We start from the raw sequence: 15,213 nt of genomic DNA on the forward strand, positions 1-15,213 counted from the left end.
GCTTGCGCCATTTCTCACGAGTGGCGGGACGGTGTTACTTGCCGTAGATGTCGAAGGTGAAGTACTTGTCCTGGATCTGCTTGTACTTGCCGTTCTCGCGAATGGCGGCAATCGCACTGTTGATCTTGTCTTTCAGGGCGTCGCCCTTGCGCACCGCGATACCGATACCGTCACCGAAATACTTCTCATCGGTGAAGGCCGGACCAACGAACGCGAAGCCCTTGCCGGCGTCGGTCTTCAGGAAGCCGTCATCCAGCAGCGTTGCGTCGGCCACGGTGCCGTCGAGACGACCGGCAGCGACATCCAGGTAGATTTCGTTCTGCGAGCCGTACGGTTTGATCTCGGCACCCAGCGGGGCCAGGACTTCACGGGCGAAACGCTCGTGGATCGAACCGCGCTGCACGCCGATGTTCTTGCCCTTGAGCTCGGTCAGGCCTTCGCTGACCTGGGTGCCGGCCTTCATGACCAGGCGGGCCGGGGTGTTGTAGTACTTGTTGGTGAAATCAACGGATTTCTTGCGGTCTTCGGTGATCGACATGGACGACAGGATCGCGTCGATCTTGCGGACCTTGAGCGCCGGGATCAGGCCGTCGAACTCTTGCTCGACCCACACGCACTTGACCTTCATCTCTTCGCACAGCGCATTGCCGATGTCGTAGTCGAAACCGACGATGCTGCCGTCCGGGGCTTTCGAGGCGAACGGAGGGTACGCCGCCTCGATACCGATCTTCAGGGGCTTTTCATCAGCGAATGTCGGCAGGGACAGCACGGACAGTGCCAGGGCGCCAAGCAGCACGAGTTTCTTCATCTTGGAACTCCATCGGTAAAGGGCAAAAACGGCAGAGTGAGCAACAGCCCAATATGCGAATGAGTGAAACGAATTCCGGTGCTGCGTCCTAGGAAGCGAACGTTTTATTCAACGCACGCCACGACGAGCGAGTGATCGGCATTCTAACGACAGGCCCGAGGCCGATATTTCTTCAATGCGACAACAAATTACAGAAGCACCGAGAAAGCCTTTCAAGGACATTGACAGCCCCGCAAATTCATGCAAGAGCAAAAGAAGGGAAACCGATCTATGCTGCAAATTGCGGGCCCATTATTCGCAAACCCTTCTAATCCGGCAAGCACAGCGTGTCGGCTAATTTTGTCCACGGGCTGAAAATGCCCTGGAACAGGGCTCGGCGTTTCCCATCGCCTCGGACTGGCGCGTTTGGTTACACATTTCGAAACATCGGTAACGCCTGCAAGCGTCTGACGTTGAAGATCGATATTTATTCATTCCTCCTGTGGCGAGGGAGCTTGCTCCCGCTGGGTTGCGCAGCAGCTCCAAAGCCAGATGCCAGATGCCAGATGCCAGATGCCAGATGCCAGATGCCAGATGCCAGAGTCTTTCGGACACCGAACCCTGTGGCGAGGGGATTTATCCCCGCTGGGCTGCACAGCAGCCCCAAGACAGGCGGCTCAATCTGTCTGGCAGACCGAGGTGTCAGGGTTTAGGGCCGCTTCGCAGCCCAGCGGGGATAAATCCCCTCGCCACAAAAGCATCCTCGCCACATGGGAATGCGCACATACAAAAAAAGCCCGGAACGGCTCACACCGTTCCGGGCTTTCAGGGATCACAAATCCGCCGTCAGGCGACGTTCATGGTCTTGTGCGTCTCGATCAGGTGCGCCACCACGCCTGGGTCGGCCAGGGTGGAAATGTCACCCAGCGCGTCGTATTCCGCCGTGGCGATCTTGCGCAGAATGCGGCGCATGATCTTGCCGGAGCGGGTTTTCGGCAGGCCCGGTGCCCACTGGATGACATCTGGCGAGGCGATCGGACCGATTTCCTTGCGCACCCAGTTCTTCAACTCCAGGCGCAGGGCCTCGCTGCTTTCCTCGCCCGCATTGAGGGTCACGTAGACGTAGATGCCCTGCCCCTTGATGTCGTGCGGCACACCCACCACCGCCGCTTCGGCGACTTTCGGGTGGGCGACCATGGCGCTTTCGATCTCGGCGGTGCCCATGCGGTGGCCGGACACGTTGAGCACGTCGTCCACGCGACCGGTGATCCAGTAGTAGCCGTCCTCGTCGCGACGCGCACCGTCACCGGTGAAGTACATGCCACTGAAGGTCTTGAAGTAGGTGTCGACGAAGCGGTCGTGGTCGCCGTACAGCGTGCGCGCCTGGCCTGGCCACGAATCGAGGATCACCAGGTTGCCTTCGGCGGCGCCTTCGATCAGGTTGCCGAGGTTGTCCACCAGCGCCGGCACCACGCCGAAGAATGGACGAGTGGCCGAGCCCGGTTTCAACGCCGTGGCGCCCGGCAATGGACTGATCAACACGCCACCGGTCTCGGTTTGCCACCAGGTGTCGACGATCGGGCAACGTTCCTTGCCGACATTCTTGTAGTACCAGTCCCACGCTTCCGGGTTGATCGGCTCACCCACCGACCCCAACAGGCGCAGGCTGCTGCCATCGGCGCCTTCGACGGCGGCGGTGCCCGACGCCATCATCGCGCGGATCGCGGTCGGCGCGGTGTAGAGGATGCTGACCTTGTGCTTGTCGATGACCTTGGCCACCCGAGTGATGTCCGGGTAGTTCGGTACGCCTTCGAACAGCACCGTGGTCGCGCCATTGGCCAACGGGCCATAGACGATGTAGCTGTGGCCGGTGACCCAACCGACGTCGGCGGTGCACCAGTAGACTTCGCCCGGCTTGTAGTCGAACACGCGCTCGTGGGTCAGGGCCGCGTAGAGCAGGTAGCCGGCCGTGGTGTGTTGCACGCCCTTGGGCTTGCCGGTGGAGCCGGAGGTGTAGAGGATGAACAGCGCTTCTTCGGCGCCCATTTCCTTCGGCGCGCAAACGGTGCCGGCGACTTTCATCAGGTCTTCGTACCAGATATCCCGGTGCTGGTTCCACTTGATGTTGCCCGCGGTGCGCTTGCACACGATGACTTTCTGGATGCTGCTGGTTTCCGGGTTGGTCAGCGCGTCGTCGACGTTGGCCTTGAGCGGGATCTTCTTACCGGCGCGAATGCCTTCGTCGGCGGTGATCACCACTTTGGATTTGCAGTCGATGATCCGGCCGGCCAGGGCCTCGGGGGAGAAGCCACCGAATACCACCGAGTGGATCGCGCCGATCCGGGCACAGGCCAGCATGGCGACCACAGCTTCCGGGATCATGGGCATGTAGATGGTCACCACGTCGCCGCGGTGCACGTCCTGGCCACGCAGGGCGTTGGCGAACTTGCAGACTTCTTCATGCAGTTCGCGATAGGTGATGTTGCGACTCTCGGACGGGTCATCACCCTCCCAGATGATCGCGACCTGGTCGCCACGCTCGGCCAGGTGGCGGTCGAGGCAGTTGTAGGAAACGTTCAAGGTGCCATCGGCAAACCACTTGATGTCGACATGGTGATCGTCAAAGGACGTCTGCTTCACCGTGGTGAAGGGCTTGATCCAGTCCAGGCGCTTGGCCTGCTCGCGCCAGAAGCCATCCGGGTTGACGACTGACTGCTGGTACATCGCCTTGTAGGTCGCCTCGTCAGTCAACGTACTGGCCGCAACCTCGGGGCGAACGGGATACAGAGAAGCCGCACTCATGTTTCTTACCTCGGTGACATAGTTGTTTTTGTATGGTCCCGTTGTAGCCTGGGGCGGGCCTATAGAACCATTCGACGATGGTAGTAACAAGTCCCTACAAAATGTCGGTACTAACGTGCAAGACCACTTTCACAGCCCATTCCCTGTGGGAGCGGGCTTGCTCGCGAAGACAACAGCACAGCCAGAACAGATCCAACAGCCAGCCTCCAACACCAGTCGATTATTACCAAATCAACCAAAAGTCTTTATCAAAACCCAGTCTGTTTGCATCCACCCTGCCCCTCTAGAATCAGCCCCGCCAACCGGCAAACACGATTGACGCAACACAGCCCCCACGAAGGCCGTTGATCAAATTTCCAATACTTGCTCCACACGCAACCCCAAAAAGGTTGCGTGACCCCACTCGACCTCAAAAAAGGTGAAATCAGATGAAAGCTTTATGGGTTCTGGTCCTCGGCAGCCTGTGCGCCACCGCGATGGCAGACGAGGCCCCGAGCGATGTCGCCCAGCAAAAACCCGCCGTTGAGGAGTACACCTACTCCACTCACCTGGACATCGCCAAAGTCATTTCCATGAGCGAGATCCCGAATGTCTGCGAAGTAGTCCCGGCGAAGATGGTCTACGACGATTCCAAGGGCCAGCGCCACATCCTGCGCTACAGCGTGATGGGCAACGGTTGCTCCAACGGCTGATCACTACCGGTATTTTCCAGGGCCCGATTTCGATCGGGCCCGGTTGTGTCTGGAGCCGTCGAAAACCCTTTTCAAACACAACATGTAGTGTAAAAAGGCAAAAACAGCTCATTTTTTGAGCAAAAAAGCCTGCCATCCGACCCAGGCAAAAAAAATCTTCGGCAGCCGGATCCGGCCAAAGCCTTGTAAACCCTCGCTCCAACGCGGATGAGCCGTCCGTCAGCTCCTCCGTGGGCGATTTCGCCGCACCACGTAGGCAAAAAAGTCCTTATAATGCCGCCTTAAACGGGCCTGCAATATTCCCTTACAGGGGATCAAGCCAGCCTGAAGCCCACGCCAAGACCCATGACCTCTTCGCGTTCACCGCCGCTTCAGCACGACCCGTACATTTTTCTGTTTATTGCCTGCGTCAGCTGCAACAAACGATTTTTCCAAGATCCACCGCCGCCAGCCGACCTCCCCCGGGTTGCTGGCCCTCACGCAGGAGACGACACGTCATGCTGAGCTGGGACGAATTCGACAAAGAAGACGGCGAAGTCGCTGTAAAAAGCGCCAATGCCGGCCACGCTTCTGAAGCCAACATGGACCGCCTCGACAGCGCCGGCGGTGCCGCCGCGCTCGAAGCCCGCGCCGTGACGGCCAGCGACTCGGCCGCGATCATTCGCGCCAAGGCCGCCCTCGACAAACTCGACATCGCCGAAGGCCTCGCCGAACTCGAAGGCGCCTCCGCCCGTGTCGCCGTCGATGAAAAGCGCATGATCAACTGCCGCGCCGACCTCAACCAGCTCGTGCCCTTCAAATACGACTGGGCCTGGCAGAAGTACCTGGACGGCTGCGCAAACCACTGGATGCCGCAAGAAGTCAACATGACCGCCGACATCGCCCTCTGGAAAAACCCGGAAGGCCTGACCGACGACGAGCGCCGCATCGTAATGCGCAACCTGGGCTTCTTCTCCACCGCCGACTCCCTGGTGGCCAACAACCTGGTCCTGGCCGTGTATCGCCTGATCACCAACCCGGAGTGCCGCCAGTACATCCTGCGCCAGGCGTTCGAAGAGGCGATCCACACCCACGCCTACCAGTACTGCATCGAATCGCTGGCCATGGATGAAGGCGAGATCTTCAACATGTACCACGAGATCCCATCGGTCGCGAAAAAAGCCGCCTGGGGCCTGAAGTACACCCGCTCGATCTCCGATCCGAAGTTCGAAACCGGCACCCCGGAAACCGACAAGGAGTTGCTGCGCAACCTGATCGCCTACTACTGCGTCCTGGAAGGCATCTTCTTCTACTGCGGCTTCACTCAGATCCTCTCCATGGGCCGCCGCAACAAGATGACCGGCGTCGCCGAGCAGTTCCAGTACATCCTGCGCGACGAATCCATGCACCTGAACTTCGGCATCGACGTGATCAACCAGATCAAGATCGAAAACCCGCACCTGTGGGATGCCGAGATGAAGGAAGAAGCGACCCAGATGATCCTGCAGGGTACGCAGCTGGAGATCGAATACGCCCGTGACACCATGCCTCGCGGCGTATTGGGTATGAACGCGGCGATGATGGAGGACTATCTGAAGTTCATCGCCAACCGTCGTCTGTCGCAGATTGGCCTGAAAGAAGAGTATCCAGGCACGACGAACCCGTTCCCTTGGATGAGCGAGATCATGGACTTGAAGAAAGAGAAGAACTTCTTTGAGACTCGGGTGATTGAGTATCAGACGGGTGGGGCGTTGAGCTGGGATTGATAAATCCTAAGTTGGACCCTGTCATTTGACGCTCGACTAAAAACCCCGTGAAAGCGGGGTTTTTTGCATTTAACTGCCATCGGCGGCGTCATCTTGCCAGTGTTCGGGAGGCGTTTACCTTGTCGCTGTATGAGAGGGTTGGGCGGCTGGTTGTTGAGTGACTACATTTAGTTAAAGAGGGTCTGCTGCGCAGCCCAGCGGGAGCAAGCTCCCTCGCCACGGTGATGGAGCAAGGCTTCAGTCCAACTTCTACTGGAGATATTGAATGGCTAACGCGTTTAAAAGTGAGGCCTTCGAGTCGATTCACAGTTCGGCAGAAGCACTGCTGAAAATCGGCGCTATCGACGAGGCCGCCATGGGCGAGTTCGACGAGGCCTGCATTGGCGAGGCGCCCGCTGAAATCCCGCCTGCTCAGATTGAGTAAGTCTGGCTAGTAGGTGAGGAAGGGCCCTTTACTCATCCGATTAAGCCCTTCCATTCAATTGGCTCGCAGAGCAACCACTCCGCGGAGCTCAACCCGTCGACTTGCGCCGAGGCTTAGCCCCACGAGTCAGCGCGTAAGTGGCCGGCTTGTGCGGCTCAGGCTGCGGCGCATAAATGGGCTGGAGCGCTGTGGTCAGCCCCAGGCGAAGACCGAATTTCCGCAAGATGGATTCGATGGTGCTGAGGGTCGGATTGCCCTTGTCCTTCTCGATCTGGTACAGGGCTTTGGTCGACATCTTGCACATCAGCGCGAAGGTGTCCTGATCCAGACCGGTTACCTCGAGCCTTAACCGGCGAACAGCGGTTCCGAGGGTTTCATTCCCCAGCGCATGCTGCATCGCGATGTCTTCGATAATTTCCTTGCGCCGTTCGGGGGTGTTATCTGTCATCGAAGCCCCCACTCGGCCAGGCGCTTGTCCAGATTGTTCATCGGAATAGACTGAGCGCGCCTCACTTCGTCTGGAAGATCGACCAGCAGATCCGGCAACGCCCGAAACGTCTCAGCCGCTCCGCGCAGACGTTCGAAGAGCACGTCTGTGCTTACCAGGTCCTGAAAGTATCCGCAGATCGTTTTCCAGTCGGGACTTCCCATGTGCTCGGACTCCCATTTAGTGGCTCGCGTAACGCCCTCCGGGTCGAGCACCATCGGCGCGAGGTCGTAGATCGGCGCCAGATCGAATCTGCCTCGATATCTGAAAATGGCCATGTTGCGTCCATGATTGTCCGAGTTCCCAAGGATGCGGTTAAGCACGTCACGGCGCAGATACTCGAACACCAAATCCTCAAGCTCTGCGTCCTGCCCGTTCATGCGCCACAGATTCACCAGACGGCGGAGCACGTCCTCATGGTTCATCCTCGAGCCCGGTTCGGTGTTCCCGCACACCGAATAAATCGACTCGACTGGAATCCTTTCTACCTCGCCGTCAGCGACCCGCCGATCAAAACGTGGCATCCACAGGCTCGGCTTGTCGGCTTCCTCAAGCACCAGCCCATCTGTGGCTATCGTGTTCAAACCAAGCTGAGAGATCGCTTTGTAATAATGGTATTCCGTTCGCAGGATGTTCTTGTCGCGTTCAGTGCCCTGGTTGCGAGCAAACTTTACCAGCCAATGACGGCGCGCATGCTCGTCGCAAAGCATGGCGTCGGCATATAGGTCGCCATCCTCTCCTTCGACCATAATCAGCTTCGGCGCTTCGCCCTGGGCGCCAGTGGCACCGCCTAGGGCAGCGCCGGACTCATAAGCGTATTCGAGAAAATCACTTGTCCTCTCTACGACCTCTTTGCGGGCAAAGGCCTCCTTGCGGGTCTGATCGATTTGCTCGAAAGACTCCTTCACGCGCAAGTGCCCTATAGGCGAAGGGGTGCAGCGGCTCAAAAGGAAAAAGCCCATGTCCATCCCAACCGGTCTTTCTCCACCAAATCGCCGCTGCAACGATTTACGGGCGGCGCCGGCCGGTATGATGTCGTACACAAACGGGGGGTACCCTTTGCTATCGACAGGGTTCCAGCTCAACGGAAGGTTGACGCTGACGGCAGGCTCGAAGAGCGTCTCGAATTTATCGATGAATTCGACCAGGTAACTCTGAGCGTAAGATGCGGCGCAACGCGACTCATCGACCTTTTGAGCGTCCGATACAGAGAGCACCATTGCGTCGTGCCAATGGCCTTTGATATAGGCCTGGATCGTGAGCTGTCCTACCATAGCGCGCCATACAATCGGAATTATGATGCCGACTAATGTGACTCATACAGGCTTTCTCAGCAATATAATTCCGACTAACGACATGCATTTGGAGTTAATCGGCATTTTGATACCGACTCACCTAAGCTCGATAGCCAAATCATTCAGTACTCCCCCACCACCCGCTATTAATACCCTCCCCCCACTCAAGGACCCGAGCCCCTCATGAAATTCGACCTCGCCTACTGCCGCAGCCTCGACGACAAGCTGTCGATCTATGACGTGCGCGATTTGAATTTCGACGAGACGGTGGGCTTCGATTCCGCGAAGGAACAGTTCCAGTGCCCCAACGACGCCTGTCGGGCGGCGTTCGATGCGGCGAATGTGTTGGGGACGTTCAACGCCAAGAATGTGAACTACGTGCGCACGCCGCACTTCAAGAACATTCCCAGCACGCGGCATGTCGAGGGTTGTCCTTATGCGAGCCTGAAAACTCCGACTACCGGCCTGGAGGCGGATGCTGCGCAATTGGATGACGGTCGAGAGGAACACTTCCCTTCGGAGCTATTGCTGACCCGGCGTGAGTATCTGCGTAAGCCGTCCAGCCCGGCAGTGGCGGCAGACGTCATGCGCGAGGAGCGAGTGCCTTCAGCCGACAATAACGTCGAGCACCCGAGCCGTGATTCAGCGCCGGACAAAACCCATGTGTTCGCCCATCCAGTGGAGTGTTTTGTCTCGAACTTCGCGGACAAGGACCTGCTCAAGCGCATGCCGTTGAAGATTGGCGAGCACACGGCGCCCTATGCATCGTTCTTCAAGAAGATCGAATATTTGCTGGATAACAAGGGGCTGATCTACTGGGGCAAGATCAAGAAGATCGAGGATTATCACAGCGCCAGTTTTCGCGTCGATTTCGAGCAAAAGGTCTGGACCCAGCTACCGGGCGAGGTGAAGAAGAAGCCTTATTCGGTCAACGTTTACCTGAGCAAGAAGCTGATCGACAGCTACCGCAAGCGCAAGGCGTTTCTGGAAGAAATCAAGCATGCCGCCGAGAGCGAACGGGATCTGTATTGCTTCTTCTATGGCGTGACACCGGAGCTGAAACAGGTGCCGAGCAAGAAAAACCCCGAGCAGACGTTCGGGGTGTTCAGTGCTCAGATTGAGAATCTGGACCACTTCATTATCCGTGAAGCGCCTGGGTTGGCCGATAACTGATCTCGGCTTGGGCTGACAGCAACCCTACACGCGCCGGTGTTTCAGTTCATAGTCCATCTTGGACAAGCTGCCGCTCAAACGCCCGCATCTCCCGTTTCACTTCCATCCGTCGTTCACGGGCTTTCTGAACGCTGGGCTCATCCAGTCCACCATAACGCCGCAACCAGTGAACAATCATTTCCTCATCTGGGAAGTAATAGTCCTTGTGCCCCTTGCTGCCTCTCGGGGTGTTGTTCATATCACCATCAAAGCGGCCTGCGGAGAATTCATCAGAAGGCAACGTTCCCCACTCAGCGGCGCAATCCTCGAAAACCCAGGAGATTTCATTGATGTGCTTTTGCGCACCGCGATGGCCGCGCTTGTAAAAAACGGACTCATGACAACTTTCCTGGAAGCGGGCCATCATTGGCTCGTCATCGACCCAGTGCAAAAGGTCATATTGCCCGGCGTGGCGCATCAAGCCGTTGATCCAACGCTCGGAAAACCGATGAATAAAACCTTCCACGTCAGCTTTTTTGGCGTCAGCGAAGATCATGCAATAACGGGTTTGCACATGGATGACGAACAACACATGTTTACGTTGGACAGTAATGGCATGGACCAACCACTGTTCTGCGAATCCATCCACCTCATCGTCCTCGATAACGGGTGACGGAGGCTTCTCCACTGGAGTGATTTTCTTGCCTTTGTGCACGCGGCTAAAGAAGTTACAAGCCGCTTCGGTGCAATTGAAGATCAACATGGTGTGCTCTGCTTGAAAAGGACTATGCGTCTGTGGCCCATTCTATTTCATAGGGCTGACGAACAGCGTCGGAAATCCGTTCTCGTAACTCGTCGCTCAGAACCATCAGCTCCTGATCGCTCAGCAGGTCATAGGCGACCATCAGCCTCAAAGATAGGGAAACTTCTTTGCGTCGACGTCCGTTGAAGGCCATCGACAGGTCTTTGTCTCGATTGCGTATGAGACCATACAGCGTTGCGTATCGAGCGTGGGCCGATAAAGTTTCGTTCTGAGCGATCGTCTGGGCATCAGCAAGAACCCCTTTGCAGAAGCGGTCCAGCGCCAGTTCGTAGAGCTCGTTGTAACTTTTCCAGTCACTATCGGAAATAGACATACCACCCCTCCTCCGTTAGACGCCAGGGTACACCGAGCGCTTGGCTGAAGCCGACCACTGGTCACCCATCAAAAAAATGAGATTGATCCGGTTTCAAAACAACTGTACAAAAACACAGTATTTTGAATCCACTGCTTTGGAGCATCCCATGGCCTCTCTCGCACTCAAAACCACCCTGGAACGCATCGCTGTCTATCAATTCACCCCTGCCCACAGCGCGCAAGCCCGCGCCATGCTGGGGTGGAGTGTCGAGGAGTTGTCCCGTCGGTCGGGCGTCTCGGTACCCGCCATCCAACGCTTCGAAGCCGGGGGTGAACTGCTCGATGTAACCCGACTGGCGCTGGCGTTTCGCTTTGAAGCCGAAGGCCTGGTGTTCTTCCCTGGCTTTGCACCGGGGCGTGGCATGAACATCAAGGGTGCTACACCGGACCCGATGGGACGGGCCGACTACGCGATGATCGAATAGCCGGGCCGCTGCGGCGGGCGTCAGGCCGCGCCAGTCTGGTTCTGATAGGCCGACGCCTCTACCTCCAGCCACCAGGCCCGGCCACGGTGCGGATGGGTCAGGGTGAAGGCTTCGCCCATCTGTGGCGTGGTAATGAGCACGTTGCGCTCCCAGGCCAGCGCCAGGATGCGGTCGAAGGGTTCAAACCAGGCATGCATCGCCAGGTCGAATGTACCGTTGTGGATCGGCAGCAGCCAACGCCCACGCAGGTCGATATGAGCCTGCAATGTCTGCTCGGGCTGCATGTGCACGTGAGGCCAGTCGACGTTATAGGCGCCGGTTTCCATCAGGGTCAGGTCAAAGGGGCCGTATCGCTCGCCGATGCGCTTGAAACCGTCGAAGTAACCGGTGTCGCCGCTAAAGAAAATCCGCGCGCCGCCATCGATCATCACCCAGGAAGCCCATAACGTGCTGTTGCCGTTGAACAGCCCGCGACCGGAAAAATGCTGTGATGGTGTGGCGATGAACTCGATACCGTCCACTTCGGTACTTTGCCACCAATCCAGCTGACGCACCTTGCTGGCCTCGATACCCCATTTGACCAGGATGTCACCCACGCCAAGGGGTGTGAGGAAGTGCCGGGTCTTGGCGGCAAGCTTGAGGATGGCCTGATGGTCGAGGTGGTCGTAATGGTCATGAGACAGGATCACCGCCTCGATCGGCGGCAGATCCTCCAGGCTGACGGGCGGCTGGTGGAAACGCTTGGGGCCGGCCCATTGCACGGGCGATGCACGGTCGGAGAACACCGGGTCGGTGATCCAGAACTTGTCGCGCAGTTTGAGCAGAACCGTGGAGTGGCCGAGACGGAACACACTCTGGTTCGGTGCTGCCAGCAGCTCGGCGCGGGTCAGCGGCTGGACGGTGATGGCCCCTGCCGGACGGGTGGTACGGGGCTTGTGGAGGAGCATGTTCCAGATGATGCGCAGCATCTGGCCAAACCCTTCTCGCGGTGTATGGGCGTGATTGTGATACTTCCCTTGTTCGTGTCGGGAGGCCGGGTTGGCAGCTGCGTTATCGGTCGTGGAAGAAGGAATACTCATGGTGCGATAACTCCAGGAACGTCGTCGAATTACGCTTCGTCTTTGTAGGACGTTTGATGGCTGCGACGTGCACGCTCAGCCGTTCGCGACAAAACTACACCACTCGGTGTAGTTTCTAGATTGCATGAATCCCGGGAGCAAGTAAACTGCCGAGTGTAATTTGCCCTTCTCAACCGACGAATGCCCATGACCGTACCGCAGCGCCTCACCGAACGAAAACGCGAAGCCATCCTCCAGGCCGCGATTGCCGAATTCCGCATCAACGGTTTCGAGATCACCAGCATGGACAGGATCGCGGCGACGGCCGGCGTGTCGAAGCGCACGGTGTACAACCACTTTCCGAGCAAGGAAGAGCTGTTTGCCGAAATTCTGAGTCGGCTATGGGAGAGCATCACCGCTGAACAGGAGATGGCCTATGACCCGTTGGAGCCTTTGCGTGAGCAGCTACGTCGGTTGCTGCAAGCCAAGCTACAACTCTTATCGGAGGAAAACTTCCTCGATCTGGCGCGTATCGCCATTGCCGCAACCATTCACTCACCCGAACGTGCCCAAGACATGGTGTCGCGCATGGGCCAGCGTGAAGAGGGCCTCACCACCTGGATTCGCCAAGCCCAGGTCGATGGCCGGCTAAAGCCGGTGGAGCCGGAATTCGCTGCCCAGCAAATGCACGGTTTGATCAAGACCTTCGCCTTCTGGCCACAGATTTCCATGGGGCAACCAAGCCTGACCCATGAGGAGCAAGTGCAGGTGATCGAGTCAGCCCTCGACATGTTCCTGGTTCGCTATCAGGCTTGAGTGCCCACCACCGGGAGTCGCGTCACGAGGGTCATTGCGCCGAGGAAGTGTTCACGAATTTCTGATGCATTTCGGTGGTCAGGCTGTCGATGCGCTCGGTCAGTGCCTTGGTCATTTCCGTCAGGCGGGTGTTCTGCTCCAACAACTCGAGCAACTGCGCCGTATTGTGCGCGGCCTGGGCTTGGCGCTCAGTGTTGGCAATGGCCAGGGCTTCGCGATGTTGCGCATCGGCTTCCGCCTGGGCTTTGTCGCGAGCGGCCTGGCGAGTTTGCGCCAGCAGGATCAGCGGGGCGGCGTAGGCCGACTGCAGACTGAACGCCAGATTGAGCAAGATGAACGGATAAGCGTCGAAATGCACGATGCCCGACAGGTTCAAGCCTACCCAGATCAGCACGATCAGGGTTTGTGCGCCGAGGAACATCGGCGTGCCGAAAAAACGCGCGAACGCCTCCGCTCGCAACGCAAAGCGATCATTCCCGAAGGTGGGTGCCAGATGCGCGTGAGGCCGATGAAAACGCAAGTGATCCACGGGGGCCGCGGGGGTGGATGGGTAAGGGGTCGCCATGATGTTCTCCGCCTGGGGCTGGTGCTGAAGGCACTATAACCGCTGGGCGATCATCATCTATCTCGGCACGCTTGGCTCATGAAACATCAGCGCTGCCGCAAATTACGCCCCAACTCGTCGAACAATGTCACCACCGAACGCAAGGCGCGGCAGTCTGGTCGTGTCAGCAGCCAGAGCGACGTGTCATACCCCGCCAACGGTTCGCCGAAGGGGATCAAGCCCTGGCCTTCACCGATCAGAAAATCCGGCAAGGCGGCGACACCCAGGCCGGCCCGCGCCAACTCGGCGACCGAGAGCATGCTGTTGCAGCGATAGGCTGGCATCACGGCGGGCAGATGTTGTCGGCGCCAGGCCACGGTGGGGTGATCGGGGAGGAAGTCGTCCGGCGCAATCCAGGTCAGGGACGCCAAGTCATCCAGATTCGCGCCGGACAGGAAGACCGGACTCCCGCAGACTCGGTAGACGACACCACCAAGGTGCCGCCCCACCAAATGTTCCGGCGGCGAGCGGGTCAGGCGCAAGGCGATGTCAGCATCGCGACGGCTCAGGTTGGCGAAGTCGTTCGACGTACTCAGGTCCAGGTTCAACGCCGGATACGCGGGCATGAACCGCGCCAGCGCCGGCAACAACAGCACCTGCAGGACCGAGTCGGAGCACGTCAGGCGCACCGTGCCGCTGACGACCTCGCCGCCCTGCTCCACGCCGATGCGTGCCGCCTCCAGGGCCTGTTCGGCGCGCTCAGCCTGCTCGGACAGCGTCTGGGCCAAGCTCGTGGGCAGATACCCGGCACGGCTTTTTTCGAACAGGGGTTGGCCCAGGGCCGCCTCGAGTCGGCGCACCGAACGAAACACGGTGGACACGTCTACGTCCAGCAACCGCGCCGCCCGAGCCAGCGAGCCTCCACGCACCAACGCCAGGATCAGGGAGAGGTCGGGATAGTCCAGTCGATAGTGCGTGGATGCATTGAACACTTGGGTAAACGCCAATATTGATTGCGTGAACGCCAATCTATAGTGGCCGCCAGCAATCAACAAGCGGCGAGATTTCCATGGAAAACCAGCGTCCTTTGCACATCGCCCTGGTCGGCGATCATGACCCACAAATCACGGCCCACCGGGCGATCCCCCTGGCCCTTGAACAGGCCAGCCAGCAAACAGGCCACGGGCCTCGTTTTCAGTGGCTGGCCACCGACCTGATCGAGCACAGCACGCTGATGAACGACTTCGACGGCATCTGGTGCGTACCGGGCAGCCCTTACCGAAATGAAGACGGCGCTTTGCACGCCATTCGGTTTGCCCGTGAACAACGTCGTCCGTTCCTCGGCACCTGCGGCGGTTTCCAGCATGCGGTGTTGGAATACGCGCGCCACGTGATGGGCTGGACCGATGCCGCCCACGGCGAGAACTCCCCCGAGGCTGAACGGCTCGTGGTGACGCCGCTGAGCTGCGCCTTGATCGAAACCCTCGACAGCCTTCAGTTCGACGCGGGGTCACTGATTGCCCGGGCCTATGGACGCCAGACAGCGTTCGAAAGCTATCGCTGCCGCTTCGGGCTCAACCCGGCCTTCGAAAAAGACCTGCTCGGCCAGCGCCTGCACGCCGTCGCCCGGGACTCGACCGGTGACTTGCGCGCGGTGGAACTGCGCGATCATCCGTTCTTTGTCGCGACATTGTTTCAGCCCGAACGAGCCGCGCTGGAAGGCCGCACGCCGCCGCTGGCGAAGGCATTTGTCGAGGCATGCGCCAAGACCCGCGCCTGAGTGTCACCGGGTATCGATCAACTGATCCG

16 protein-coding genes are annotated in these 15,213 nt (G+C 58.7%); 7 read left to right on the top strand and 9 right to left on the bottom strand.

Annotated features, from left to right (window positions below):
- Nucleotides 1-34: 34 nt before the first annotated feature.
- Both V3H56_RS20640 and acs read right to left on the bottom strand, forming a co-directional pair.
- Nucleotides 35-808, bottom strand: coding sequence for an ABC transporter substrate-binding protein (locus V3H56_RS20640; RefSeq protein ID WP_047736557.1), 774 nt, complete (start codon nucleotides 806-808; stop codon nucleotides 35-37).
- 825 nt (nucleotides 809-1,633) lie between these two features.
- Nucleotides 1,634-3,589 carry an acetate--CoA ligase gene (gene acs, locus V3H56_RS20645; protein ID WP_042732387.1) on the bottom strand — a complete coding sequence of 652 codons (1,956 nt, stop codon included), beginning with the start codon at nucleotides 3,587-3,589 and terminating at the stop codon, nucleotides 1,634-1,636.
- 428 nt (nucleotides 3,590-4,017) lie between these two features.
- Here acs and V3H56_RS20650 point away from each other — a divergent pair, with 428 nt between their 5' ends.
- The 3 genes from V3H56_RS20650 (at nucleotide 4,018) to V3H56_RS20660 (ending at nucleotide 6,450) form a co-directional block, all read left to right on the top strand.
- Nucleotides 4,018-4,281, top strand: coding sequence for a DUF2790 domain-containing protein (locus tag V3H56_RS20650; protein WP_042732386.1), 264 nt, complete (start codon nucleotides 4,018-4,020; stop codon nucleotides 4,279-4,281).
- Nucleotides 4,282-4,778: 497 nt separating this feature from the next.
- Nucleotides 4,779-6,026, top strand: a complete 1,248-nt coding sequence (locus V3H56_RS20655) for a ribonucleotide-diphosphate reductase subunit beta (protein WP_042732385.1) — start codon at nucleotides 4,779-4,781, stop codon at nucleotides 6,024-6,026.
- A 265-nt stretch (nucleotides 6,027-6,291) separates the two neighbouring features.
- Complete coding sequence (locus V3H56_RS20660; RefSeq protein ID WP_042732384.1) at nucleotides 6,292-6,450, top strand: hypothetical protein; 159 nt, start codon at nucleotides 6,292-6,294, stop codon at nucleotides 6,448-6,450.
- 88 nt (nucleotides 6,451-6,538) lie between these two features.
- Here the strand turns inward: V3H56_RS20660 and V3H56_RS20665 are convergent, their stop codons facing one another.
- Together V3H56_RS20665 and V3H56_RS20670 are read right to left on the bottom strand one after the other, a co-directional pair.
- Complete coding sequence (locus tag V3H56_RS20665; protein WP_338473828.1) at nucleotides 6,539-6,898, bottom strand: helix-turn-helix transcriptional regulator; 360 nt, start codon at nucleotides 6,896-6,898, stop codon at nucleotides 6,539-6,541.
- Nucleotides 6,895-8,211 (bottom strand): HipA domain-containing protein, encoded by a 1,317-nt coding sequence (locus V3H56_RS20670; protein ID WP_338473829.1) that lies wholly within the window; start codon nucleotides 8,209-8,211, stop codon nucleotides 6,895-6,897. Before V3H56_RS20670 ends, V3H56_RS20665 begins: the two co-directional genes overlap by 4 nt.
- A 204-nt stretch (nucleotides 8,212-8,415) precedes the next feature.
- Between V3H56_RS20670 and V3H56_RS20675 the strand changes: the two genes are divergently transcribed.
- Nucleotides 8,416-9,405 carry a hypothetical protein gene (locus tag V3H56_RS20675; protein WP_123578430.1) on the top strand — a complete coding sequence of 330 codons (990 nt, stop codon included), beginning with the start codon at nucleotides 8,416-8,418 and terminating at the stop codon, nucleotides 9,403-9,405.
- 46 nt (nucleotides 9,406-9,451) lie between these two features.
- Here V3H56_RS20675 and V3H56_RS20680 read toward each other — a convergent pair whose 3' ends face one another.
- Together V3H56_RS20680 and V3H56_RS20685 are read right to left on the bottom strand one after the other, a co-directional pair.
- Nucleotides 9,452-10,147 (bottom strand): hypothetical protein, encoded by a 696-nt coding sequence (locus V3H56_RS20680; RefSeq protein WP_338473830.1) that lies wholly within the window; start codon nucleotides 10,145-10,147, stop codon nucleotides 9,452-9,454.
- Nucleotides 10,148-10,169: 22 nt separating this feature from the next.
- Complete coding sequence (locus tag V3H56_RS20685) at nucleotides 10,170-10,520, bottom strand: hypothetical protein (protein ID WP_047736565.1); 351 nt, start codon at nucleotides 10,518-10,520, stop codon at nucleotides 10,170-10,172.
- A gap of 148 nt (nucleotides 10,521-10,668) precedes the next feature.
- Between V3H56_RS20685 and V3H56_RS20690 the strand changes: the two genes are divergently transcribed.
- Entirely contained in the window at nucleotides 10,669-10,986 is a 318-nt protein-coding gene (locus tag V3H56_RS20690) for a helix-turn-helix transcriptional regulator (protein WP_042729484.1), read from the top strand.
- Between the two features lie 20 nt (nucleotides 10,987-11,006).
- Here V3H56_RS20690 and V3H56_RS20695 read toward each other — a convergent pair whose 3' ends face one another.
- Nucleotides 11,007-12,065, bottom strand: a complete 1,059-nt coding sequence (locus V3H56_RS20695) for an MBL fold metallo-hydrolase (protein WP_047736567.1) — start codon at nucleotides 12,063-12,065, stop codon at nucleotides 11,007-11,009.
- Nucleotides 12,066-12,251: 186 nt separating this feature from the next.
- Here V3H56_RS20695 and V3H56_RS20700 point away from each other — a divergent pair, with 186 nt between their 5' ends.
- A complete protein-coding gene (locus V3H56_RS20700; RefSeq protein WP_047736568.1) occupies nucleotides 12,252-12,860 on the top strand; it encodes a TetR/AcrR family transcriptional regulator in 609 nt (202 codons plus the stop codon).
- Between the two features lie 31 nt (nucleotides 12,861-12,891).
- Here V3H56_RS20700 and V3H56_RS20705 read toward each other — a convergent pair whose 3' ends face one another.
- Nucleotides 12,892-13,425, bottom strand: coding sequence for a DUF1003 domain-containing protein (locus V3H56_RS20705; RefSeq protein ID WP_042729487.1), 534 nt, complete (start codon nucleotides 13,423-13,425; stop codon nucleotides 12,892-12,894).
- An 86-nt stretch (nucleotides 13,426-13,511) separates the two neighbouring features.
- On the bottom strand, nucleotides 13,512-14,459 hold the full coding sequence (locus V3H56_RS20710; protein ID WP_042729488.1) for a LysR family transcriptional regulator: 948 nt from the start codon (nucleotides 14,457-14,459) through the stop codon (nucleotides 13,512-13,514).
- A gap of 14 nt (nucleotides 14,460-14,473) precedes the next feature.
- Between V3H56_RS20710 and V3H56_RS20715 the strand changes: the two genes are divergently transcribed.
- Nucleotides 14,474-15,184 (top strand): CTP synthase, encoded by a 711-nt coding sequence (locus tag V3H56_RS20715; protein ID WP_338473831.1) that lies wholly within the window; start codon nucleotides 14,474-14,476, stop codon nucleotides 15,182-15,184.
- Nucleotides 15,185-15,213 lie beyond the last annotated feature (29 nt).

The organism is Pseudomonas sp. MS646 (genome assembly GCF_036693845.1).
Taxonomy (GTDB): domain Bacteria; phylum Pseudomonadota; class Gammaproteobacteria; order Pseudomonadales; family Pseudomonadaceae; genus Aquipseudomonas; species Aquipseudomonas chlororaphis_E.